Origin of the sequence: Cupriavidus necator (assembly GCF_013141915.1) — a bacterium.
In the GTDB taxonomy this organism is placed as follows: Bacteria; Pseudomonadota; Gammaproteobacteria; order Burkholderiales; family Burkholderiaceae; genus Cupriavidus; species Cupriavidus necator_B.
On the sequence record NZ_SROX01000001.1, the window covers coordinates 478364 to 501903 of the forward strand.

General features: G+C 64.4%; 19 protein-coding genes. 14 read left to right on the top strand and 5 right to left on the bottom strand.

Annotation, left to right across the window (positions count from 1 at the left end; genetic code table 11):
- The first annotated feature begins 668 nt into the window (after nucleotides 1-668).
- From E5S69_RS02200 to E5S69_RS02265, 14 genes are all read left to right on the top strand, one after another.
- Nucleotides 669-1460, top strand: a complete 792-nt coding sequence (locus tag E5S69_RS02200) for an ABC transporter permease (protein ID WP_171513372.1) — start codon at nucleotides 669-671, stop codon at nucleotides 1458-1460.
- Nucleotides 1457-2119, top strand: a complete 663-nt coding sequence (locus E5S69_RS02205; protein WP_171513373.1) for an ABC transporter ATP-binding protein — start codon at nucleotides 1457-1459, stop codon at nucleotides 2117-2119. The genes E5S69_RS02200 and E5S69_RS02205 overlap by 4 nt, the downstream gene beginning before the upstream one ends.
- Entirely contained in the window at nucleotides 2116-3249 is a 1134-nt protein-coding gene (locus E5S69_RS02210; RefSeq protein ID WP_171513374.1) for a chain-length determining protein, read from the top strand. Before E5S69_RS02205 ends, E5S69_RS02210 begins: the two co-directional genes overlap by 4 nt.
- A 3-nt stretch (nucleotides 3250-3252) precedes the next feature.
- A complete protein-coding gene (locus tag E5S69_RS02215) occupies nucleotides 3253-5007 on the top strand; it encodes a polysaccharide biosynthesis/export family protein (protein WP_171513375.1) in 1755 nt (584 codons plus the stop codon).
- A 2-nt stretch (nucleotides 5008-5009) separates the two neighbouring features.
- Nucleotides 5010-7238 (top strand): glycosyltransferase, encoded by a 2229-nt coding sequence (locus tag E5S69_RS02220; RefSeq protein ID WP_171513376.1) that lies wholly within the window; start codon nucleotides 5010-5012, stop codon nucleotides 7236-7238.
- A gap of 12 nt (nucleotides 7239-7250) precedes the next feature.
- The gene (locus E5S69_RS02225; protein ID WP_171513377.1) at nucleotides 7251-7859 is read left to right on the top strand and encodes an acyltransferase; all 609 of its coding nucleotides are present in this window, start codon (nucleotides 7251-7253) and stop codon (nucleotides 7857-7859) included.
- A gap of 94 nt (nucleotides 7860-7953) precedes the next feature.
- Nucleotides 7954-8916, top strand: coding sequence for a KpsF/GutQ family sugar-phosphate isomerase (locus E5S69_RS02230; protein WP_171513378.1), 963 nt, complete (start codon nucleotides 7954-7956; stop codon nucleotides 8914-8916).
- On the top strand, nucleotides 8885-11020 hold the full coding sequence (locus tag E5S69_RS02235) for a capsular polysaccharide biosynthesis protein (protein WP_236901166.1): 2136 nt from the start codon (nucleotides 8885-8887) through the stop codon (nucleotides 11018-11020). The genes E5S69_RS02230 and E5S69_RS02235 overlap by 32 nt, the downstream gene beginning before the upstream one ends.
- A 134-nt stretch (nucleotides 11021-11154) precedes the next feature.
- Complete coding sequence (locus E5S69_RS02240; protein WP_171513379.1) at nucleotides 11155-12516, top strand: capsule biosynthesis protein; 1362 nt, start codon at nucleotides 11155-11157, stop codon at nucleotides 12514-12516.
- A gap of 140 nt (nucleotides 12517-12656) precedes the next feature.
- Nucleotides 12657-13367: a PadR family transcriptional regulator gene (locus E5S69_RS02245; protein WP_171513380.1), complete on the top strand. Its 711-nt coding sequence runs from the start codon at nucleotides 12657-12659 to the stop codon at nucleotides 13365-13367.
- 78 nt (nucleotides 13368-13445) lie between these two features.
- Entirely contained in the window at nucleotides 13446-14273 is an 828-nt protein-coding gene (locus tag E5S69_RS02250; protein ID WP_171513381.1) for a siderophore-interacting protein, read from the top strand.
- Between the two features lie 78 nt (nucleotides 14274-14351).
- On the top strand, nucleotides 14352-14744 hold the full coding sequence (locus E5S69_RS02255) for a hypothetical protein (RefSeq protein WP_171513382.1): 393 nt from the start codon (nucleotides 14352-14354) through the stop codon (nucleotides 14742-14744).
- A gap of 121 nt (nucleotides 14745-14865) precedes the next feature.
- Nucleotides 14866-16074, top strand: a complete 1209-nt coding sequence (gene alaC, locus E5S69_RS02260; RefSeq protein WP_171513383.1) for an alanine transaminase — start codon at nucleotides 14866-14868, stop codon at nucleotides 16072-16074.
- A 164-nt stretch (nucleotides 16075-16238) separates the two neighbouring features.
- A complete protein-coding gene (locus E5S69_RS02265; RefSeq protein WP_171513384.1) occupies nucleotides 16239-18203 on the top strand; it encodes a putative Ig domain-containing protein in 1965 nt (654 codons plus the stop codon).
- Between the two features lie 48 nt (nucleotides 18204-18251).
- Here the strand turns inward: E5S69_RS02265 and E5S69_RS02270 are convergent, their stop codons facing one another.
- From E5S69_RS02270 to E5S69_RS02290, 5 genes are all read right to left on the bottom strand, one after another.
- Entirely contained in the window at nucleotides 18252-18917 is a 666-nt protein-coding gene (locus E5S69_RS02270; protein ID WP_171513385.1) for a cyclic nucleotide-binding domain-containing protein, read from the bottom strand.
- A gap of 14 nt (nucleotides 18918-18931) precedes the next feature.
- The gene (locus E5S69_RS02275) at nucleotides 18932-20065 is read right to left on the bottom strand and encodes an enoyl-CoA hydratase/isomerase family protein (protein ID WP_171513386.1); all 1134 of its coding nucleotides are present in this window, start codon (nucleotides 20063-20065) and stop codon (nucleotides 18932-18934) included.
- Between the two features lie 9 nt (nucleotides 20066-20074).
- On the bottom strand, nucleotides 20075-20845 hold the full coding sequence (locus E5S69_RS02280; RefSeq protein ID WP_171513387.1) for an enoyl-CoA hydratase: 771 nt from the start codon (nucleotides 20843-20845) through the stop codon (nucleotides 20075-20077).
- Entirely contained in the window at nucleotides 20842-21747 is a 906-nt protein-coding gene (mmsB, locus tag E5S69_RS02285; protein WP_171513388.1) for a 3-hydroxyisobutyrate dehydrogenase, read from the bottom strand. Before mmsB ends, E5S69_RS02280 begins: the two co-directional genes overlap by 4 nt.
- A gap of 245 nt (nucleotides 21748-21992) precedes the next feature.
- Nucleotides 21993-23516 carry a CoA-acylating methylmalonate-semialdehyde dehydrogenase gene (locus E5S69_RS02290; RefSeq protein WP_171513905.1) on the bottom strand — a complete coding sequence of 508 codons (1524 nt, stop codon included), beginning with the start codon at nucleotides 23514-23516 and terminating at the stop codon, nucleotides 21993-21995.
- Between the last annotated feature and the right edge of the window lie 24 nt (nucleotides 23517-23540).

The window sequence follows — 23540 nt, forward strand, 5'->3', positions numbered from 1 at the left end:
GGCGGTGACGACCGCGGCTGGGTTTTGCCGAATGCAGAAGGCCACCCCCAGCCGCCCGCCTCGTTTCTCCATTCCCCCGTAAGCCGCACCGGGTCCCACACCATGCTATTGCAGCGGCTTTGCCACACGAACTCTTCGCTGTTCAGTGCTATGTGTAATCAAAAAACATTGATATAGCGCAAATCGGGATTAACCATTTTATGGCGAGCTGATCAGTTTTTTAAAAAATCTACAATCCCCTGCGAAGGCCGTTTGTTCAAGGCGGAAATCAAAGAAGTGCGGTGTAGTGCGACGTTGAAGTTCCGATGCGTTGAAGATCTAATGCAATTTATAGGGTAATTCTGATTTTTGTGCTGGATATTGTGATCGTTTTTCTTGCTGCTTATTATTACGGGCTAGCATACGAGCGATCACAAAAATCGGATCGCAAAATTCTCAGAACACATCCCAATAATGAACGCAATAGTTGGCAATGGCGAAACGCCCATGGCGGACGGCCGCATGGCAGCCCCGCCGTTTCGCTGCTTGGCGGGCCGCCTTGATGGGTCGGCGCAACGTGATCGCAGTACGTGCATGGGAATCGCTTCCACCGCGCCAGGGAACCCTTGCCTCGACGTTGCCATGGGCGTCTGCCGCGGTAGCATGCCTCATTGTCACGACATCCCGCGATGAACCGGGCCCCGGTCCGATCGGACGTCTCCATTGCGTTTTCCGTCTGGCAAGCACTGTTCCTGCGCGAGGCCAGCGCTCGCCTGGCCGGGGCGCGCGCAGCCTGGATCTGGATCCTGCTTGAACCGGCGGCTCACATCATTTTCCTGATGGTGGTGTTCGGCGTGATCAGGCATCAGGTCAGGCAGGACGCAAACATCGAAGTGTTCATCCTCGTCGGCGTGTGGGGATTTTTCCTGGTGCGGAATATCGCGCAACGGGGCATGGAAGCCATTAATGCCAACCACGCCTTGTTCTCATACCGGCAGGTACAGGCGGTCGACACCGTCCTGGTGCGCGCCACGGTCGAGGCGTTCCTGTATGTCATCGTCGGCGTCGTGCTGCTCACCGCCCTTGCGTTGCTTGACATCGATGTGGGTCCCGCCGACCCACTGCTCGTCATGTGGTCAGCGTTCCTGCTGTGGGCGTTCGGGCTGGGCCTGGGGCTGATGTGCTCCGTTATCGGCACGCTGTTGCCCGGCATGGGCAAGCTCATTCGCATCGTCTTCACGCCGCTCTACTTTTTGTCCGCGGTCATGTACTCGGTGTCGAGCATGCCCCGGGGGATGCGCGGCGTGGTGCTGGTCAACCCGATCACGCACGGCCTCGAAGCCATGCGCAGTGGCTGGTTTGCCGCCTACCACGGCGAAGCACATATCAGCCTGGGCTATCTGGGCTTCTGCGCGCTGGCCACGGTGTTCCTTGGCCTGGCCATGCATATGCGGTACGCAACCCGGCTGACCGCGCGATGATCGAGGTCACGGACGTCCATAAGCGCTACCGCACCACCCACGGCTCGAAGTGGGTGCTGCGGGGCGTGTCCCTCAAGATTCCGCAGCACAGCCGGGTGGCGCTGATCGGGGCGAACGGCGCGGGCAAGTCGACCCTGCTGCGGCTGGTGGGCGGCATCGACCAGCCCAACCGCGGCAGCATCGTCCGCAACTGCCGGGTGTCGTGGCCCCTGGGCCTGAGCGGCGGGTTCCAGGGCTCGCTGAGCGGGCGCCAGAACACCAAGTTCGTCTGCCGCATCCATGGCATCCACGTCGCGCTGGCGGAGAAGCTAGAGTTCGTGCGCGAGTTCTCGGAACTGCACGACGCCTTCGATGACCCGGTCAAGACCTATTCGTCGGGCATGCGCTCGCGGCTGGCATTCGCCATGTCGCTGGCCTTCGATTTCGATACGTATCTGGTGGATGAACTGACGGCCGTGGGCGACGCAGCGTTCCAGCGCAAATCGCAGCGGGCCTTCGAAGACCTCGCCGGCCGCGCGGGGCTGGTGATGGTCTCGCACAGCGAATCCACGCTGAAGAATTTCTGCCAGTCGGCAGCCTGGCTGCATCGGGGTCAGGCGCACTGGTTCGATTCAGTTGAAGAGGCGCTGCGCGCGTACAGGGACAGCATTCCAGCATGATGAAGACGATTACGTCGGGCGCCGCAGGGCAGCTCGGGCGACGGACAGCCGTGAACACCCTGAACCGGATCTGGCAGGTGGCCGTGGTCGCCTGCCTGCTTGCTGTGGTGTACTGGAGCGTGATCGCGTCTGACCTGTACGTGTCGGAAGCGCGCGTGGTGGTGGAGCGCAGCGACGGCGTGGGCGCCAGCGCGGCAGATTTCACTTCGTTGCTGGTCGGCAATACCGCCCCCCAGGACTTGCTGCTGCTGCGCGAGTATCTGCTATCGGCGGACATGCTCAAGAAGCTCGACACCAAGCTGGGGCTGCGCAAGCACTACGCGGACAAGGGCCGGGATCCGCTGTCGCGCTTGTGGTTCGAGGATGCTTCGCTCGAGCGTTTCCATGATTACTACCTGAAACGCGTCAGCGTCGAATACGATGACTTCGCACGCGTCCTGGTGATCCGGGTCCAGGCCTACACCTCGGAGATGGCACACGCCATCGCGCAGGCGCTGGTCGCCGACGGCGAACGATTCATGAACGAGATGACGCATCGAATCGCCAGCGAGCAGGTGGTCTATATCGAGAAACAGGTACACGACCAGGGCGAACGACTGAAGGCGGCTCGCCAGGCGCTGGTTGCCTACCAGAACGCCAATGGCCTGGTGTCGCCGCGCGGCGAGGTGGAAAGCCTGTCCACCGTGGTCGCCAATGCCGAGGCCACCCTGGCCGAACTGCACGTCAAGCGCAATTCGCTCAAGGACGTGTTCACGCCGCAGTCGCCGGCGATCCAGCAGATCGACGCGCAGATTGCCGCCGTTGAGCGCCAGATGGCAGAGCAGCGCGGCCGCATGATCTCGACCAAGGGCCGCGGCCTGAACCGCGTGGTGGAAGAACACGACCGCCTGCAGGCCGCCGCCGAATTTGCCTTCGACATCTATAAGACCGCGATCGGCGCCCTGGAGAAGGCCCGCATCGAGGCCACGCGCAAGCTCAAGAACGTAGCGGTCGTGCAGAGCCCGACCCGGCCGGAGTACCCGCTCCAGCCCCGGCGGATCTACAACATCGTGGTGTTCGTCCTGATGACGCTGATGCTGTCAGGCGTCGTGCAACTGCTCTGCGCCATCATCCGCGACCACCGGGACTAGTCCATGCTCCGAAGAATCCTTGCTATAGCGGTCGCCGCGACCAGCCTGGCCGGTGCCCCCGGTGCGCATGCCCAGGGCGGCATGCGGCTGTCGCGATCGGCCGCCGCCGGCCAGATGGAGTACGCCGCGCTGGCGGCGCAAGGCGCTACCACGCCCGGCGGCGGCGTCATCAGCAATCCCGAGGCGATGGGCGCCGTGGCAAACATCCCGGCACGTGCCGACACGCCGCTGCCAGACAGCGCGCCGCAGAACAACGACTACACCGCCAACATGGCCAGCGATGCCTTTGGCGCGCAGCTGTTCACCGGCGCTTTCAGCCGCGACAGTGCTTCCATCTTCAATCCCAGCCATGTCATCTCCGTTGGCGATCGCATCCAGCTGCGCATCTGGAACGGATACAACGTCGATACTGTGCTGACCGTCGACGCTGGCGGCAATATTGTCCTGCCAGAAGTGGGGCCGTTCCGCGTGCAGGGCATTACCAATGGCAATCTCCAGACCGCGGTCGGCAACGCATTGCGCCGCGTGTTCGCCAGCAAGGTGTCGATCTACGCCAGCCTGCTGGCGGCGCAGCCGGTGCGCGCTTACGTCACCGGCGCGGTGCGCCGCCCCGGCATGTACGACGGCACCTCCAGCGACAGCGTGCTGCGCTACCTCGACCAGGCCGGAGGCATCGACCCTGACCGCGGCTCCTTCCTCGACGTGGCGATCAAGCGCGGCAACCAGACGCTGGAAGTCGTCAATCTCTATGACTTCCTGCTCAAGGGCGACCTGGCCTCGCGGCAGTTGAACAATGGCGACGTCATCTTCGTCCAGTCGCGCCACAAGACCGTCAAGGTCAGTGGCTTGGCGGAGAACCCCAAGCGCTTTGAATTCCTCGGCGAACAGGCCACGCTCGACCAGGTCATGCGCCTGGCCCAACCGCTGCCCGAAGCCACCAACGTCCGCGTGGTGCGCAATACCGGCACGGTGCGCAACGTCGAGTACTTCCCGATCTCGCAGGGCAACCAGATCGACCTGCGCAACGGCGACGAAATCGAGTTCACCGCCGACAAGCGGCCGGGGACCATCACCGTCCGCGTGGAAGGCGAGCACACCGGCCCGCAGGAATACGTGCTGCCATATGGCAGCCGTATGGGTCAGTTGCTCAGCCAGTTGCATTTCACACAGGAGTCCGATGCGGAAAGCCTCCAGCTCTTCCGCCAGAGCGTGAAGACGCGGCAGAAAAGGCTGCTCGGTACCACCCTCAAGAGCCTGGAATCCAGCGTGCTGACCGCGCGTTCCGGCACGGCCGAAGAGGCCCAGCTGCGCAGGGAAGAAGCGGCACTGGTGCTGCAGTGGGTAGAGCGCGCCAAGAAGATCGAGCCGTCGGGGCAGACGCTGATCGCGAAACCGACCACTCGCAATGATTTGCTCTTGGAAAACGGCGACATCCTGCGTGTGCCAGTCAAGGACGGGCTAGTCCTGGTCAGCGGGGAAGTGCTGTTCCCCAATGCGGTTGCGTATGACCAGAGCCTGGGCCTGGATGACTTTATCCAGCAGGCCGGCGGTTTCTCGCAGAACGCGGATACGTCGCGAGTCATCATTGCCCATCGGGACGGGAGTTTCTCGGATGGCAAGAAGGATGATGCGGTGAGGGCGGGCGACGAGATCATGGTGTTGCCGAAGGTGGATTTCAAGACGCGGCAGTTTGCCAAGGACGTGTTCCAGATTCTTTATCAGATTGCGATTAGTGCGAAGGTCGTGCTGGGGCTATAAGAATGCATGCTAACGAAAAGAAACTCACTGTTGCAATACCGGTCCGCTGGGCGAGCGAACGTTCGGATCTCCTCGAGCGCCTGACGTTCGCAAGGATGGATACCGATTTGCCCGCCGAGGTTGAAATTCTGGTCATCGATGAGGGCTCCCCGCGTGATCTTGCCGATCGGCTCGTGGCCGAATGCAGAAAGCACGGCTATGCCTACCATCGGCTGGAGACGGAGCACTTGCCATTTTCGATAGGGCGTGCACGCAACGCGGCGGCGCAGTGTGGCTTGTCCGACTATCTCATGTTCCAGGATGTCGACCTCATGCCCTATATCGGCTTCTACCGCGATGTCTTGCGCGAAGCTGATGTCAATGGGCTTGATGAGTCGGTCGACAATTTTCTGATGTTCGGCGTGATCTACCTGACCGAAGCCGCTACCCAGGATTTCCGCCAGATGGCGCCCGGCTTGCGCCGGCAAAAGTATATTCAACTGCTGTTGCAGAACGACCCGTCGGCAATCGAGAAATTCTCGACCGGGACTTCGGTCACGGTCTGGCGGCGCGACTATTTCCTTGCTACCGGCGGCAATGATCCCGATTTCAATGGCTGGGGCTATGAAGACCTGGAGTACGCGTGTCGTGCCATTCGGCGGAGAAAGAAATTTCCGTTGCCATCCGAGTTTGCCCTGGACTATCGGAACTTCCAGTCCATCGTCGAGTACAAGGGGTGGAAGAGCATTTATCGGCTGTTTGGCGACATGACTTTTCAGAAAGGCATGGTGCTGTTTCACGCCTGGCATCCGGTTGAGCAAAGAAGTGACTACATGGCCGCCAAGGCCCGGAATCGCCAGCTGTTTGAGAGGAAGCTGGCTGACTTCAGGGACAAGGAGCTTGAGCCGGATCCGCTGCCCATGCATGGGAGCGGGAAGTCCCTGGTGCTGAGAAACAATGTCTGGGTGACGAATCGCTGGGTTGCTCCATTCCTGGGTGAAATTGTTCATATCGATGAGGACTATCTGCCTGCGGACACCTTCATGGAGTTCCTGCAGGAGTCCGGGTTCGACCGCGTGGTGTTTCACAACCCGTATGCCAATTCCCGGATGAAAGCGCTTTACGAGCTGGTTCGCGCAAACCGGTTTCCGTTCCTGGTGGTCGAGCGAGGGGCATTGCCGGACTCAGTGTTCTTCGACCCCTGCGGGTTCAATGCCGACAGTGCCAGTTATTTGCCGGCGAAATGGGACAAGGCGCTTTCGGATGAAAAAAGAAACATCACCCTTCAGTACATCCAGGGGGCCGTAAGCGACGAAGATTCGCTCGAGGCGCAGTCGGCCAGGCTTGGGGCCACGGCGCTGCGCAGGAAGTTGAAGATCGGCCGTGGCAAGAAGGTATTGGTGGCCTTCTTGCAGCGTCCTACGGATACCGTCATCGAGAACTTCATGGGGACGATGGGAGCTTACGGGAATTTTCTTCGTTTGCTTGCCAGGCTTCCTTTCGCCCTGCGAGCGGATTGGGAGTTGCTCGTAAAGCAGCACCCGTTGGAGACGGAGGTCGTCAACATCCCGGGTGCCACGAATGTCGATCAATACAATACCAAGGATCTGCTGGACTTGTGCGATGCCATGATCACAGTGAACTCCGGTGTTGGGGTGCTTGGGCTTGCGTTTGGCAAACCGGTCCTTCATTGCGGGCAGGCATTCTATGGTAGCGCCGGCCTCGCACATCAGGTGCTCGATGAGAGCGAGGTTGTTGCGGCATTGAACAATTTAAAACCTGATTTTGAAAAATCACTGCGTTTCCTGAGCTACTTGGTTAACGATTTCTATTCATTCGGGAAATTCAAAACGCGGAAAGTGAAGTGGCACGATGGGTCGTTGATGACGGCTACCACCGCGATCGACTTCTACAAGATTCGTTTTCCCGGGCGTCCTGAAATGACCAGGACGCTTAGGTCAGCGGTGGAGGTGTCATCCGGCTCAGTCTTGTTTGATCGCTATCGCGCTGCCTTGGCGCGGGTTCCTGCCCCTGCCACAGCAAAGGTCAGCAAGGAAGTGGTGGCACATCCTGCGCCAGTGCGAACCGAGGTATCGAAGCCAGTGCGCCCCGCGCCCCAGCCGGCGCCGGCAAAGCCGAAGCCGTCGTGGCGGAGAAAAGCCAAGAAGCTGCTCAGCAATCCGGTCATGTTCTTACGCGATTCGAGGCATGCGGTATTCAGGGCAATCGGTGATCGCGTCATTGTCAAATAGGGGGAGCAGGTCATGGAAGGGGTTCATCTCGAGGATGCCGGAGCAGATAACATGGTGGACTTGTCCGGCGCGGAGCGATGCGTAAATTGCGAATTCATCATCACGGGGGACAACAACAGGATCGTCGTCGGTCAAGGCGCCGTCCTGGTCAACGTCAGGATGCAATTGCTGAGCAATGGGAATGCCGTGGAGATCGGGGCCGATTGCAGAATCACTGCTTCGCTGATCATGAAGCTGGTGGACAATAATTCCCTCGTGATCGGTGCAGCCACAACTATTGGCGGCTGCAACTTTATCTGTGGCGAGGGAACCGCCATATCGGTTGGCCATGATTGCATGCTGGCATGGAACCTCGAGATAAGAACCACCGATTCCCACGCCATCATTGATGCAGTCACGGGAGAGAGGATTAACCCGGCCGCGGATATTGTCATCGAGGATCATGTCTGGATCGGCGCGCATGCCACCATCCTGAAGGGATCCCATATCGGCCGCGACAGCGTTGTGTCAATCCGTTCGGTCGTGACAGACAAATTCCATGAACCGGGTCTTGTGCTTGGCGGGGCGCCGGCCAGGAAATTGCGGACCGGTATCAATTGGCAACGGCCATTACTGGGTTAAGTCGTTTGCGCCGCTTGCAATCGAATATTTGGTTCGGTGTGTCGCCTGTGCGCAATGACTGGGCCGTATGAACAGTAGGGAATGCGAGAGAACGATGACTGAAGTCATTGCCCTGGCACGCAACGTCGTTGCCACCGAAATCCGGGCGCTGGACCGCATGTCCGGCCGCATTGATGCGGGATTTGAAGGGGCGGTCGAGATCATTCTGCAAGCCCGTGGCCGGGTGGTGGTGGTCGGCATGGGCAAGTCTGGCTTGATCGGAAAGAAGATCGCCGCGACCATGGCGTCGACCGGTACACCGGCGTTTTTTGTGCATCCGGGAGAAGCCTTCCATGGCGATCTCGGCATGATCAAGCCGATCGATGTGGTGCTGATGATCTCGAACAGTGGGGAGACGGAAGAACTGATTCGTATCCTGCCGTTTCTCGAGCATCAGAAGAATCCGGCGATCGCGATGACGGGGAAGGTGCATTCGACGCTGGCGCGGCACGCGGATGTGGTGCTGGACGTCTCGGTCGAGCGCGAGGCGTGCAACAACAACCTGGCGCCGACCAGCTCCACCACCGCAACGCTGGTGATGGGCGACGCCCTTGCCATCGTGCTTTCGGTCAAGCGCCGCTTCCAGCCTGAAGACTTCGCCCGCTTCCACCCGGGCGGAAGCTTGGGGCGCAAGCTCCTGACCCGCGTTGCCGATGTCATGCACAAGGAAAACCTGCCGGTTTGTCCCCCGGACGCTTCGTTCCGCGACGTGGTGCATGTCATCAACCGGGGTCGCCTGGGCATGGCGCTGGTGATGGAGGGCACCCAGTTGCAGGGCGTTATCACGGATGGCGACGTGCGGCGCGCCTTTGACTCTGACCGCGACTACAAGGCGATCGTGGCCAGTCATATCATGTCCGCCGATCCCAAGACTGTTTCGCCGGACGAACGTTTTGCCGATGCCGAGGCGCGCATCCATGCCGCCAGGATCGGCGCGCTGGTGGTGAAGGATGAAGCGGACCGCGTCGTCGGCATCCTGCAAATTCATGATCTGGGCAGTGATGGGCCTGCCGGCTGAGGGCGCCATTGGTGTGCTTTCCCATGGCATTCGCCGCATTCGGCACCTGTCAACCCTCCTTGGCGAGCCGGTGGTCCCGGTATATCCGTGGCGAGGCGCCGCAGTACCCCTGTCCGGCGTTGCCGCATGGGGGCGGCGGCCCAGCGCCCGCAAGGCGCTGGGATTCGCGCAAGCGCATGGCATCGAGCGCTTCCTGTGTCTCGAAGACGGTTTCCTGCGCTCGCTGCAGCCCGGAGCGTCGTTCCAGACTTGCTCGCTCGTGGTCGATGATCGCGGCATCTACTACGACGCCTCGCAACCGTCCCGGCTGGAGCATCTGCTCTCCAGGCCGCTGCTGCCGGCGGAGCTGGGAAGGGCACGGAAACTGATCGAACGGTGGTGCAGCGCCGGCATCTCCAAGTACAACTATGCCCCGGACCCGGCATCGCTGCCGCCACAGCCTTACGTACTGGTCGTCGATCAGACCGAGAGTGATGCGTCCGTGCGGTATGGCCTCGCGAACGGCGACAGTTTCCGTCGCATGCTCGAGTCCGCGTTGCAGGCGTATCCGGATTGCAGGATCGTGGTGAAGGAGCATCCCGAGGTCGCGCGTGGGCGCAAGGGGGGCTATCTTGGCCGGATCCTGGACCAGGGCACCGATACGCGTGTGCAGCGGCTGCAGGACGACGTTCACGTGGTGCCGCTGATCCGGCACGCGCGCGCAGTATTCGCGGTGACCTCGCAGGTCGGCTTTGAAGCGCTCCTGCACGGCAAGACGGTTCACACGTTTGGCATGCCGTTCTACGCCGGCTGGGGCCTGACCATCGACGCGTTGCCAGCCCCTGGCAGGCGGCATCCCGTATCTGTGGAGCAACTGGCATTCGCCGCGCTGGTCCGATATACGCGCTATGTCCAGCCGCATACCGGCGATCGCTGCCAGGTGGAGGACGCCATCGATTACCTGGCGTTGCAACGTCGCATTGGCCAGGCGTTTCCGCGGCATTTGCATGCGATAGGCTTTTCCAGGTGGAAGCGGAAATTCCTGAAGGACTTCCTGCAAGGTCATGAAGTCATTGTTCATCGCAACCTGCGCACGGTGCCCGAAGGCGCGACGCTGCTGCGCTGGGGCCAGTGTGTCGATGCAGCGGTGCGGCCAGATCTCGCAATGATCACGGTGGAGGATGGATTCCTGCGGTCTGTCGGTCTCGGCGCGGAACTGGTCCGCCCGTTGTCGTGGGTGTTCGATGGCTCAGGCATCTATTACGACGCGACCAGGGAGTCTGACCTCGAACGATTGCTGGCCAATACGGAATTCGACTCCACCATGCTCGCGCGCGCAGCGCGATTGCGCGAGTCCATCATCCATGCCGGGCTGACCAAGTACAACGTCGGGTCAGGCAGCTGGACCCGGCCCGCTGGCGTCAGTCGTGTGATCCTGGTAGTTGGCCAAGTCGAGGCGGATGCCTCGCTGCGTCTTGGGGCCCCTGGCATCCGCACCAACCGCGCGCTGCTTGATGTGGTGCGCGCCGAGGCACCGGATGCGTACCTGGTCTACAAGCCACATCCGGATGTCATGACCGGCTTGCGCGGCAACCGCGACGAGGAAAAGGCGCTTGCCGCGCTGTGCGACGAACTGGTGCTGGACTGTCCAATGGACCGGCTCATCGCCGCAGTCGACGCTGTCCATGTCCTGACGTCGCTGGCCGGGTTCGAAGCCTTGCTGCGCGGCAAGCCGGTCACCCCGCACGGCGCGCCGTTCTATGCCGGCTGGGGCCTCACGGACGATCGCTGCGCAATGCCGCGCCGGCGTCGCAGGCTTTCCCTCGACATGCTCGTCGCCGGTGCCCTGATCCTGTATCCGCGCTATGTCCTGCGCGATGGCACGAGCGGCTTTGCGACGCCGGAAAGCGTCGTGGATCACATCCAGTCGTGGCGCGACGAAGCGCCAGCGCGTGCCTCGGGCTGCCGACACAGGTTGATCCAGGCACTGCTGCGGCCGTGGCTTTGCTGGCGTGATGGCGCCGCCGTGCGTGACAGCGGCAGGAGCCGAGCGCGTGCCAATGCCATTCGGCCAGATCCGCAGCACCGTGCTTCGCATCGACAGACTGCTGCGCCAGAACAATAAGCCGCTTCCCATCCAGGACAGAATCACAAGCAACGGAATACGAGAGCAGCAAGAGGGATGCCGCAATGTTGTCGTTCAGGGAAACATCCGCAAGCACCAAACTCCCCAGTTTGTCGCAAGGGAGCGAAGCTGCCATGGCGCAGAATCCAGCCGTGCCTGACGCGACGGGACCGGCCTCGCTGGACCAGCTTGCCCGGCATCGGCGCATTCTTCTGCTGCAAGGACCGAACGGCCCGTTCTTCGCGCGCCTGCGCGACCTGCTGACAGCCAAGGGCTGTCAGGTCACCAAAGTCAACTTCAATGGCGGCGATGATGTGTTTTATCGCCGCGGCGATGTTGTACGGTTCGTACAGCCGATGGCGGTATGGGAGTCCGTGCTCCGTAGCGTGGTTGCGGCTCGCCGCATTGACGCCATCGTGGTGTTCGGCACCAGTCGCCGCCACCACCGCATTGCCGCGAACGTGGCCGCAGCCTTGGGGATCGCGCTGTGGGCGTTTGAGGAAGGCTACGTACGCCCCGACTACATCACCCTGGAGTGCGGAGGCGTAAATGCCGATTCGCCGCTTGCGCCGCTTTCGATCGCAGAACTTCCGCAGGTCAAGGCGCCGGTCAAGTTGCGCAAATTCCGGCATGCGTTCCGCAAGATGGCGCTTTACTCGTTCCTGTATTTTGCCGGCGGGATGGCGGGAGCGCGTCGTTATCCGCACTACCAGCATCACAAGCCGTTCGGCTTGCACGAACTGGCGCAATGGATGCGCGCGGCATATCGCAAGCAGCTTTATCGCTGGCAGGAGCGGTCATTGCGGGAGCAACTGCTGGCGAATGACCATCCTCACTTTTTCCTGGCTCCGCTGCAGGTTTACAGCGACAGCCAGATTCAAGTGCACAGCCCGTGGCGCCGGATCGCGGATTTCATCGAATGGACCGCGCATTCATTCGCCGAGCATGCGCCGGCGGACAGCGTGCTGGTATTCAAGCATCATCCGATGGATCGCGGGCATACCGACTATGGCGCCTTGATTGCCGCATGCGCGGAGCGCTTTGGTGCCGGCGGTCGCATCGTCTATATCCACGATGCCCATCTGCCGTCGCTGCTGCACCGATGCATGGGCCTGGTGACTGTCAACTCCACCACCGGCCTGCAGGCGCTGTTTCACCGCGTCCCGGTGATTGCGCTCGGCCGCTGCTTCTATGCAAAACCTGGCCTGACCTATCAGGGCGCGTTGGATGCCTTCTGGAATGATCCCGGTGCCGTCGACATGCGGAACTACACGCGCTTCCGCAACTACCTGGTGCAGAGGTCGCAAATCAACTCGTCGTTCTATGCGGACGACATGCTGGTGCCGGTCCAAGAGCGGCGCCGCAAAGACCTGCACAGACGAAAGCTGGCGCGGCTGCTGGTTGCGGGGGGACTGGTGACAGCCGATGCCTGTAGCGGTCGTGGCTGGGATATCGCCTCGGCAGTGAACCTGCTGGCTACGCTGCTGGTTGGATAAGCGATACGTTCCGCGTTGGCCGGGCCGGGCCGGGCCGGGACGCGACGGCGAGATGAGGAAGCCGGACCAGGCGTCTGCCTTGACTTTAGCGCTTACGATTTATATCGTAAGATATGTCTAACGATATATAGGAGCGCCTTATGCGGCACTATTATTCGGATCACCTTGCTTCCGGGCAGCATCCAGGCCAGCTCGGCCGCGCCCGCCATCTCCTGATGCACTTTGCCCCCCACCTGCTTCATCACGCCATGGGCCGCGGCCACGGCAGCGGCGTTTGGGGCGGCCGCGACGATGACGGCTTCGGTCCCGGCGGTCCCGGCGGCTTCGATGACGAAGGCTGGCGCCGCGGCCGGAAGTTCAGCGCTGACGACCTGCAATTGCTGCTGCTGTCGTTGCTCGACGAAAAGCCCAGCCATGGCTACGAACTGATCAAGGCGCTGGAGACGCGCACCAACGGCTTCTACAAGCCCAGCCCCGGCGTGGTCTATCCCGCGCTGACGTACCTGGAAGAAGTCGGCTATGCCACTGTCGACACCGAAGGCAACAAGAAGCGCTACCAGTTGTCGGAGACCGGCAAGGCGCACCTGGCTGCCAATCGCGAGCGTGTCGATGTCATGGTGGCGCGGCTGCGACACGTGGCGCGCAAGATGGACTGGATGCGCCGAGCCATGCGTGGCGAGCCGCAGCCCGAGCCGGAGCAGGGCGGCTGGCTGCCCGAGTTGATGCAGGCGCGGGCCGCGCTGAAGCAGGCGCTAGTGATGCGCAGCGAAGCAAGTGCCGACGAGCAGCGCCGCATCGCCGCGATCCTGGCGCGCGCGGCGGCAGAGATCGAAGCGGGCCCGCAGGCCTGAACCATGGCGCTGACCCTGGCATCGGCCTTCGGCAATCGTGCCGCGCAGGCGCAGCGCACGCATACAAGGAATCCCGATATGACCCAAAACACGACTGAACCCGCACGCAATCTGACTGTCGAGCGCGTGCGCCATCCGCTGAAGATGCGCCTGCTGCAGGTGGTGCGCACCACGCAGGTTTCGCCGCAACTGCTGCGCGTGACCCTGGGCGGCGCTGACCTGCAGGACTTCGTCTCGGCGTCGTTCGACGATCACGTCAAGGTGTTTTTCCCGGCTGCCGGCGATGACAAGCCGGTGCTGCCGCAGGTCACCGCAGACGGCATTGCATTCCCCGAGGGCCAGCCGCGCCCGGCCGCGCGCGACTACACGCCGCGCCGCTACGATGCGGCGAAGCAGGAGCTGGACCTGGAATTCGTGCTGCATGGCGATGGTCCTGCGTCGACGTGGGCGGCGCAGGCGCGGCCGGGCCAGTACCTGGGCGTGGGCGGGCCGCGCGGCTCGTTCGTGGTGCCGACGGCGTTCGACTGGCACCTGCTGATCGGCGACGATACGGCGCTGCCGGCCATCGCGCGCCGGCTGGAAGAGCTTGGCGCCGGCACTCATGCCATCGTGGTGGCGGAGGTGGGCGATGCCGCCGCGCAGATTCCGCTGCCGAGTGCCGCGAACGTCGACGTGCACTGGCTGCATCGCGGCGACGCGCCGGAAGGCAGCCTGCTGGAAGGCGCGCTGCGCAAGCTGGCGCTGCCGCGTGGGGAAGGCTATGTGTGGGCCGCCGGCGAGGGCGCAGCGATGAAGGCCGTGCGCCAGTATCTGGTCGGCGAGCGTGGCATCGACAAGAAACACATCCGCGCATCGGCCTACTGGAAGCGCGGCGACGCGGCGGTGCACGAGACGCTCGATGACTGAGCCGCTGCGGCGGCACGGTGTACGCGGGCGCGGCGTTGCCATAAGATGGCAGGCAACGTCACCGCCGGGAGGACTGCCGTGCTGCCTGCATCCAAGCCGTTGCGCATCGTCGCTGCTGCCGCGGCATCCGTTGCCATGCTGGCCGCCTGTGCGCCTGACGCCGTGCGCAGCCGCCAGGCCACCGACTTCAATGCCTATCTCGATTCGCTGCCGACCGCGTGCCCGAACATGATGGTCGGGACGAACAATATCAGCGAGTGGCTGCGCACCAGCGGCAGCCGCAGCGACGACGACTACGTCTACTGGCTGGACCAGACCTCGCGCCTGTACTACCAGCGCATCTCTGTGCAGCAGTACCGCGATTCGGTCAGCGCGGCGCTGGGCGGTCGCTCCGATTCTCCCGCGCTGGACTGCATCGTGCGCCATCTGCCCGCGAAGCGGCCGACAGGTATTCCGGGTGGCAGGCTTTAGGCATCCGCGCACGCCGGTTGTGCAATCGCCGCATCCCCGCTAACATGAGTCCCCGGCAGCCAAGACAGAGGCTGCCGACGTCGCTCGGACGGTTCCGGGCGCTTACGTAAAGGACTCCCTCATGACTGCCGCTTCTGGCAAGCGCCGCTTCGCGCGCATCGATCGTCTTCCCCCATACGTTTTCAATATCACCGCCGAGCTGAAGATGGCCGCCCGCCGCCGTGGCGAGGACATCATCGACATGAGCATGGGCAACCCTGATGGCGCCACGCCGGCGCATATCGTGGCCAAGCTTACCGAAGCGGCGCAGCGGCCCGATACCCACGGCTATTCGGCATCCAAGGGCATTCCGCGGCTGCGCCGCGCGATCTCGCACTGGTATCGGCAACGCTATGACGTCGAGATCGATCCGGATACCGAGGCCATCGTCACCATCGGCTCGAAGGAAGGTCTGGCGCACCTGATGCTCGCCACGCTGGACCGCGGCGACACCGTGCTGGTGCCCGATCCCAGCTATCCGATCCACATCTATGGCGCGGTCATCGCCGGTGCGGATATCCGCTCGGTGCCGCTGGTGCCGGGGATCGACTTCTTTGCCGAGCTGGAGCGCGCCATCCGCGGCAGCTATCCCAAGCCCAAGATGATTGTGCTGGGGTTTCCGTCGAACCCGACTGCGCAATGCGTCGAGCTGGACTTCTTCGAGCGCGTGATCGCACTGGCGCGCAAGCACGATATCTTCGTGGTGCACGACCTGGCCTACGCGGACATCGTCTTTGACGGCTGGAAGGCGCCGTCGATCATGCAGGTGCCGGGCGCCAAGGATATCGCGGTGGAGTTCTTCACGCTGTCCAAGAGCTACAACATGGCGGGCTGGCGCGTAGGCTTCATGGTCGGCAACCCGGACCTGGTGGCGGCGCTGACGCGCATCAAGAGCTATCACGACTACGGCACCTTCACCCCGCTGCAGATCGCGGCCATTGCCGCGCTGGAAGGCGACCAGCAATGCGTGGGCGAGATCGCCGCGCAATACCAGTCGCGCCGCGACGTGCTGGCGCGCGGGCTGATCGAGGCCGGCTGGCCGGTGGAGATACCGAAGGCGTCGATGTATATCTGGGCGCGGATTCCCGAGCCGTACCGCGCGCTGGGCTCGCTGGAATTCTCCAAGCAGCTGCTTGCCAAGGCGAAGGTGTCAGTGTCCCCGGGCATCGGCTTTGGCGACTATGGCGACGAGTACGTGCGCTTCGCGCTGATCGAAAATGAATCGCGCATCCAGCAGGCGGTGCGCGGTATCAAGGCGATGTTCCGGGCGGATGGGTTGGTGAAGCCCTGACACGCTCGTTGCACTCCCCCGAACGGGTCAGGTAATGCGTCTCGCGCGATGGAAGGCGCCAGATTGCGTTGCCGAACGACGCGATGCGATGCTTAAATGTGGGCGCGTCGCGGCGGCCACGGAGATGGGCCGCCGGAAAACCATTACCTGCGGACCCACTCCTCATGACCTCCATTGCCAGCCGTGCGCACGCGTCCCAGCCTTGTGAGGGGCGGCGTTTCTTCCAGCCGTGGCTGGTTGTCTTTGTCCTGCTGTGTGCGGCGCTGCTGTCAGCGTGCTCGGACGACGATGGGCCGGCACCGCCTGTCGAAGCGCCAATGCAGCCGCCGGCCGGCCTCAGTTACCACATGCCAGCGGCGAGCTACGTCCGCGGCGAGGCCATCGCAGTGAATCTGCCCAGCGCCAGCGGCGGCGCGATCGAACGGTATTCGGTGGCGCCGCCATTACCGGCAGGATTGCGCCTGGATGAAGCCACTGGCGCCATCATCGGAACGCCGACCACCGTCACCGCCGCGGCCCACCACGTCGTGACCGCGACGAACCGTGCCGGCTCGGCGACCGCCCGCATCCAGATCGAAGTGCGCGACGGTACGGCGGCGCCTGTCAGCCTGGCCTATTCAGTCACGGCCGTTAGCTTTACCGTTGGCGACACCATTGCCCCGATCGGCCCGACCAGCAGCGGGGGGGCCATCACGCACTACAGCATCACGCCCGCGTTGCCGGCCGGGCTTGCCTTCGACGCGCAAACCGGCGTCATCAGCGGCACGCCCGCGGCAACCGCCGCGCCAGCACCCTACGTTGTCACGGGCACCAACTCCGCAGGCAGTGTCACCGTGGAACTCCGCATCGAGGTGCAAGCCGCGATCGCGCCGCCTGCCAGTTTTCAGTACGCCAGCCCCGTTGCCCTGTATGTGGCGGGGGAGGCCATCGTAGCGAATACACCGCAGGTCACGGGTGGCCCTGTCGCCAGCTATTCAGTGTCGCCGCCGTTGCCGGCAGGACTGAGCCTGAACACCCAGACTGGCGTCATCGCCGGCACCCCGCAGGCGGTGCAGATGCAGGCAAGCTACACCGTCACCGCCACCAATCGCGCCGGCAGCCTGCAGGCGCAGGTGCGGATTGCCGTGACGGCGCGGGGTAGCTGGGTGCCCGAGGCTTCCATGCTGCAAGCCAAGCACTACCACAGCGCCACGCTGCTGACCGACGGGCGGGTGCTCGCCGTTGGCGGCATCGGCGCCATGGGACCAACGGGCGCCGCCGCCCTGTATGACCGCAACGCCAGAACCTGGACCGCCACCGGCAGCCTTGCCTCTGCGCGGTATGAGCACACCGCCACGCGCCTGCAGAATGGCAAGGTCCTTGTTGCCGGCGGCGCGATGGTTGTAGGGACCGCGATTGCCTCGGCAGAGCTTTACGATCCGACCACCGGAACCTGGAGTCCGGCCGGGAGCATGGCAGCGCCCAGGCTCAGGCATACCGCCACGCTGTTGCCAGACGGTAAGGTGCTGGTTATCGGCGGCAATCAAGGGATGACATTCGAAGGTTCAGCTGAACTGTATGATCCCGCCCTGAACACCTGGACCAGATTGGGCACGACGCTGGCGACGCCGCGCACCCAGCATGCCGCCACGCTGTTGCCGGACGGCGCTACCGTGCTGGTGGTCGGCGGCATTTCCAGCAGGGGCATGGCAGTGTTAGCGGAGCAGTTCCCCATCAACGGCATGGGCCCCACCGTCACTGTGCCGTTCCCCGGCACTTCGCACGTCCTGGCGCAATCCGTCCTGCTGGCAAACGGCAAGGTACTGGTCGTCGGCGATTTTGCGGGCCCTCCGCAGGCCTGGTTGTATGACCCCATTGGTTCGGTCTGGACTCCCAGCGCCATGAGTGAACGGAGGGTGTTGCCTGCCCTGACGCTGCTGGCAGACGGCCGGGTGCTGGCCGCCGGGGGCTATGGCATGGCGAGTGCGGAGATCTACCATCCCGGGGCCGACACCTGGACCGCCGCAGCCGCCATGTCCGTCCCACGTAGCGGCGCGGCCGCCGCCATGCTGCCGGATGGATCGGTGCTGGTGTCCGGCGGTACGAATGGCACCACCGAGCTCGATGCCGTCGAGCGGTATGTGCCCTAGGCCAGCGTCGTGCGCAGGCGGTTGGCGTCGCCGCTGACCGCCTGCTGTTCAGTACCGCCGCAAGCCTTCCAGCTCCAGCACATGGACGATGCCATAGTCGATCCGTACCAGTCGCTGCTGTTCCAGCACCTTGAGCGCCGCGTTGGCCCGCTGGCGCGAAATCCCCGCCAGCAGGCCCACTTCTTCCTGTGTCAGATGCAATGCCGGACCCAGGCCAGGACAGAGCACCGGATGGAACAGCGTCGCCAGCGCCCGCGCTACGCGGCCCTCGATACCGTGGAGCCGCTCATGCTCTACGGTGGCGATAAACAGCCCGAGCCGTTCGTTGAGCTGATCGAGCAGGTAGCGGTTGAAAGGCAGGCTGGTCTCCTGCAGCCAGCGGAACGTGGCTCCCGGCATGCAAGCGATTCGGGAATCGCGCAGCGCCACCACGTCATAGCGCAGCGCTTCGCGCTTGAGCAGCGAGCCTTCGCCGAGCCAGCCGCCGGCCGGTACGCCGGTGAGCGTGGCGCGCTTGCCGGAGGGCGAGGCGCAATGCACCTTGACCAGGCCCTCGGCGACGCCTAGCCAGCTCTCGGCCGGTTCGCCCTTGCGGCTGACATAGGCGCCTTGCGGCACCGCGCGCACACGCAGTTCGACGCGCACGCGGTGGCGTTGCGCCGGGGTCAGGGCCGCGGCCCAGGGGCTGCACGCCAGCAGCGTGTCGAGGCTCACGGCCGGGCATCCGCTCAGCCGAGCGGGGGCAGCGGCAGCGGCTGCTCGCCCGGCACCCACCACGGCCGGAACAGCGCCTGGACGTGGGCGTCGTCGACCGCGTCATAGCTTTTGACGCGCCAGTCCGGGGCGTTGTCCTTGTCGACGATCAGCGCGCGCACGCCTTCAATGAAATCGCCCTGTGCGAAGGTGTTGACCACCACCGCCAGCTCCATGCGAAAACAGTCGCCCAGGTCCATGCGGCGTCCGCGCAGCAGCAACTCGCGCGTGGCGCACGCGGATAGTGGCGAGCGGGTGCGCAGGACATCGATGGTGCGCGTGGCCCATGCGGTGTAGGCAGGGTCGTCCTGGCAAGCCAGGCCGGCCACGATCTCCGGCAGGGTTGCGTGCGCCGGGAAATGCTGCAGCAGTGCCGGCAGCACTTGCAGCAGCGGGGCATCGGCGGCGCTGGCCACGGGCTCGCGCACCAGCGCATGGCGCAGGTCTGCCAGCGTGTCATGGCCCCAGGCGATGCCGGCGAGGGTCTGCTCGAGCTCCGCCAGCGTGGCACTGTCCACCGCGGCATCGGCCAGTCCGCACAGCATCGCATCGGCCGCGCCGATGGTGACGCCGGTCAGGCCGAGGTACAGGGCCAGCGGCACCGGCAGCTTCGACAGGAAGTGGCTGGCGCCCACGTCCGGCACCAGGCCGATGCCGGTTTCGGGCATGGCCACGCGCGAGCGTTCGGTGACCAGGCGCAGGTGCGCGGCTTGCGCGAGGCCCATGCCGCCGCCCATGACGATGCCATCCATCAACGCCACCAGCGGCTTGGGATAGCGGTGCAGGCGGTAGTCAAGCGTGTATTCGTCGATAAAGAAGCGGCGGTGCAGCGGCGTACCGTCGCGGTAGCTGTCGGTCAGGGCGCGGATATCGCCGCCGGCGCAGAAGGCCTTCTGGCCCGCGCCGCGCAGCACCACCGCGCGGATGGCATCGTCACGCGCCCAGGCCTCCATCTGTGCGCCGAGCGCGACGATCATCGGGTACGACAGGGCATTGAGCTGGCGCGGCCGGTTCAGCGTGGCAATGCCGACGCCGTTGACGACCTGGAACAGGACCTCCGCCTCGGCAACATCCAGGTTGGCGGCCTGGGTCTCTTCAGTCAGGCGCATGGCGGGCTCCTAGGCATTGCGCCATTGCGGCGCGCGTTTCTCGAGGAAGGCGTTGACGCCCTCGCGCTGGTCGGCATCGTCGAACAGGTCGACAAAGCGCTCGCGCTCCAGCGCCAGCGCGGCCTGGCGCGGCACGCCCTGGCGCGCCAGGTGCACCAGCCGCTTGCTGTGCGCGGCGGCACGCGGGCTGACCTTGCAGGCGCGCTCGGCCATCGCCAGCGCCGTGGCCAGGGCCTGGCCGCGCGGCACCACGTCTTCCACCAGGCCGATGCGCAATGCGGTGGCGGCGTCGACGCGCTCGTTGGTCAGGATCATGCGCTTGGCCCAGCCTTCGCCCACCAGCCACGGCAGCGTCTGCGTGCCGCAGCCGCACGGCAGCAGGCCGACGGCGGCTTCGGGCAGCGCCATCTGCGCGTGTTCCTCGGCGATGCGGATATCGCAGGCGAGCGCGCATTCAAGCCCGCCGCCCATGGCATAGCCGTTGATCGCGGCAATTACCACGGGCCGCGCATTCTGCAGCGCTTCGAAGGCGCTGCCGAACTGCTGCGCCATCACGCGCGCGTGCGCGCGGTCGCCCTCGGCAAAGCCGTTCAGGTCGGCGCCGGCGCTGAAGAACTTCTCGCCGGCACCGGTGACGACCACGGCGCGCACTTCGGGGCTGGCGTCGATCTTCGCCACCAGCTCGCGCAACTGTTGCAGGCCGTCGGCGGTGAAGGCGTTGGCGGGCGGGCGGCTCAGCGTCAGCGTGGCGACGTGGCCTTGCAGGGCAAACTCGATCATCGCGTGGCCTCCTTGTCCGCGGCGGACAGGTACTGGCGGATCACGCCCGAAAAGTCGAGCTGGCCGTCACCGGCATGGCTTACGGCCTGGTAGATTTGCTGCGCCAGCGCGCCGAGGAAGAGCGGCTGCTTCACGCTGCGCGCGGCGTCGGCGGCCAGGCCCAGGTCCTTGAGCATCAGGTCGGCGCCAAAACCACCGCTGTAGCCGCGTGCCGCGGGCGCGGTCTCGATCACGCCGGGCCAGGGGTTGCAGGTATCCGAGGCCCAGCAGCGGCCGGTGGAGGTGTTGACGATGCCGGCCAGCACGTTGGCATCGATGCCGAGCTTGACGCCCAGCGCCATGGCCTCGGACACGCCGATCATCGAGATGCCCAGGATCAGGTTGTTGCAGATCTTGGCGACCTGGCCAGTGCCGGTGCCGCCGCAGTGGACCAGGTTGCGGCCCATGCCCGCCAGCACCGGACGCACCAGGGCGAACACGGCTTCGGTGGCGCCGACCATGAAGGTCAGGGTGCCGGCCTGCGCGCCGACGGTGCCGCCGGAGACGGGCGCATCGGCCAGCGCATTGCCATGGGCCTCGGCAGCCGTGGCGAGCTCGCGCACGGTGGCGGGATCGATGGTGCTGGAATCGACCAGCGGCACACCTGGCCGGACACCGGCCAGCACGCCGTCCTGGCCCAGGTAGGCGCTGCGCACATGGGCGGCGGCCGGCAGCATGGTGATGACAAAGTCCGCTTCGGCGACGGCCTTGCGCGCCGAGTCCGCGCTGGCGGCGCCCTCGGCGCACAGCGATGCCACCGCGGCGGCGTTCAGGTCGAATACGGTGAGGGTGTGGCCGGCCTTGAGCAGGTTGCGCGCCATGGGCGCGCCCATGTTGCCGAGGCCGATGAAGGCGATATGCATGGGGTGTCTCCTTCGATGATGAATCTCGAATCCCGCTTGTTTTCTCCCCTCTCCCGCTTGCGGGAGAGGGGCGGGGGAGAGGGCGGGAGTGTCAATTGCTGCCTGTGCTACTGCAGGGCTTTCAGCGATGGCGCACCGATGGTTTGCAGGAGGATGATGTCCTGCAAGCGCCGGCCCTCACCCCCAGCCCCTCTCCCGCAAGCGGGAGAGGGGAGCAAGGCAGCGGGTACGCCCGACACCCTGCCTTACTTCAAACTGATGGTGGTATTCACCCCATCATTCACCGTAGCGTCGTCAAACCAGCGCGCCGTCACCGTCTTGGTCTGCGTGTAGAACTGCACCACCTGCTTGCCATACGGCCCCAGGTCCCCCAGCTTGGAGCCGCGCGAGCCGGTGAAGCTGAAGTAGGGCACCGGCACCGGGATGGGAATATTGATGCCGACCTGGCCGACGTCGATCTCGCTCTGGAACTTGCGCGCCGCGGCGCCGCTTTGCGTGAATACGCCGGTGCCGTTGCCGAACGGGTTGCGGTTGACCAGCGCGATGGCGTCATCCAGCGTGTCGACGCCGATCACCACCAGCACCGGTCCGAAGATTTCTTCGGTGTAGATCGACATATCGGTCTTCACATCGGTGAAGATGGTCGGGCCGATGAAATTGCCTTGCGGATAGCCGGGCACCTCAACGCCGCGGCCATCCAGCACCAGCGTGGCGCCTTCGCGCTCGCCGGAGGCGATCAGGCCGAGGACGCGCTCCTTTGCCGCCACGGAAACCACCGGACCGACATCGGTTCCCGGCTCGGCGCCAGCGCCCACCTTGAGCGACCTGGCTCGCGCCACCAGGTCGGGTACCCAGTCACGCGCCGCGCCGACCAGCACTACCACCGAAGTCGCCATGCAACGCTGGCCCGCCGCGCCGAACCCCGCGCCCGCGAGCGCGTTCAGCGTCTGCTCCTTGTGCGCATCGGGCAGCACCACCGCGTGGTTCTTGGCGCCCATCATCGACTGCACGCGCTTGCCGTGCGCGCCGGCCAGGTTGTAGACGTGGGTGCCGACCGCGGTCGAGCCGACGAACGACACTGCCTTGATGTCCGGGTGCGTGCACAACGCATCGACCACGTCCTTGGCGCCGTGCACCACGTTCAGCACGCCCGGGGGCACGCCGGCCTCCAGCGCCAGCTTGACCAGTTCGATGGTGGAAAGCGGATCCTGCTCGGACGGCTTCAGCACGAAGGTATTGCCGCAGACGATCGCCATCGGGAACATCCACAGCGGGATCATCGCCGGGAAGTTGAAAGGCGTGATGCCGGCGCAGACGCCGATCGGCTGCTGCAGCGTGTAGGTGTCGACGGTGGCGGCGACGTTCTCGGCAAAGCCGCCTTGCTGCAGCGTGCCGATCGAGCAGGCATGCTCGACCACCTCGAGCCCGCGGAAGATGTCGCCTTCGGCATCGGCCAGCGTCTTGCCTTGCTCGGCGGTGAGGATGGCGGCGATGCGCTTGCTGTGCTCGCGGATCAGCGCCTGGAAGCGCAACATGACGCGCAGCCGCGCGCCGATGGGCGTATGGCGCCAGGTGGCAAAGGCGCGGTGCGCGGCGCCCACCGCTGCCGCCACCTCGCTGGCGGTGGCAAGCGGCACGCGCGCCAGCACTTCCTGCGTGGCGGGATTGACCACGTTGCGGAACTCGGCGGCGGACGATTCCACCCATTCGCCGTTGATCAGCAGCGGTACGGTGGGCACGGCATGGTCGGTCTTGGGCATGGCGGTCATCATGTCTCCGGAGGGTATTGTTCG

Excerpts from the sequence above, each read along its gene's own strand:
- E5S69_RS02200 (WP_171513372.1), top strand. The coding sequence starts at position 669 with ATGAACCGGGCCCCGGTCCGATCGGACGTCTCCATTGCGTTTTCCGTC.
- E5S69_RS02205 (WP_171513373.1), top strand. The coding sequence starts at position 1,457 with ATGATCGAGGTCACGGACGTCCATAAGCGCTACCGCACCACCCACGGC.
- E5S69_RS02210 (WP_171513374.1), top strand. The coding sequence starts at position 2,116 with ATGATGAAGACGATTACGTCGGGCGCCGCAGGGCAGCTCGGGCGACGG.
- E5S69_RS02215 (WP_171513375.1), top strand. The coding sequence starts at position 3,253 with ATGCTCCGAAGAATCCTTGCTATAGCGGTCGCCGCGACCAGCCTGGCC.
- E5S69_RS02220 (WP_171513376.1), top strand. The coding sequence starts at position 5,010 with ATGCATGCTAACGAAAAGAAACTCACTGTTGCAATACCGGTCCGCTGG.
- E5S69_RS02225 (WP_171513377.1), top strand. The coding sequence starts at position 7,251 with ATGGAAGGGGTTCATCTCGAGGATGCCGGAGCAGATAACATGGTGGAC.
- E5S69_RS02230 (WP_171513378.1), top strand. The coding sequence starts at position 7,954 with ATGACTGAAGTCATTGCCCTGGCACGCAACGTCGTTGCCACCGAAATC.
- E5S69_RS02235 (WP_236901166.1), top strand. The coding sequence starts at position 8,885 with ATGATCTGGGCAGTGATGGGCCTGCCGGCTGAGGGCGCCATTGGTGTG.
- E5S69_RS02240 (WP_171513379.1), top strand. The coding sequence starts at position 11,155 with ATGGCGCAGAATCCAGCCGTGCCTGACGCGACGGGACCGGCCTCGCTG.
- E5S69_RS02245 (WP_171513380.1), top strand. The coding sequence starts at position 12,657 with ATGCGGCACTATTATTCGGATCACCTTGCTTCCGGGCAGCATCCAGGC.
- E5S69_RS02250 (WP_171513381.1), top strand. The coding sequence starts at position 13,446 with ATGACCCAAAACACGACTGAACCCGCACGCAATCTGACTGTCGAGCGC.
- alaC (WP_171513383.1), top strand. The coding sequence starts at position 14,866 with ATGACTGCCGCTTCTGGCAAGCGCCGCTTCGCGCGCATCGATCGTCTT.
- E5S69_RS02265 (WP_171513384.1), top strand. The coding sequence starts at position 16,239 with ATGACCTCCATTGCCAGCCGTGCGCACGCGTCCCAGCCTTGTGAGGGG.
- E5S69_RS02275 (WP_171513386.1), bottom strand. The coding sequence starts at position 20,065 with ATGCGCCTGACTGAAGAGACCCAGGCCGCCAACCTGGATGTTGCCGAG.
- E5S69_RS02280 (WP_171513387.1), bottom strand. The coding sequence starts at position 20,845 with ATGATCGAGTTTGCCCTGCAAGGCCACGTCGCCACGCTGACGCTGAGC.
- mmsB (WP_171513388.1), bottom strand. The coding sequence starts at position 21,747 with ATGCATATCGCCTTCATCGGCCTCGGCAACATGGGCGCGCCCATGGCG.
- E5S69_RS02290 (WP_171513905.1), bottom strand. The coding sequence starts at position 23,516 with ATGACCGCCATGCCCAAGACCGACCATGCCGTGCCCACCGTACCGCTG.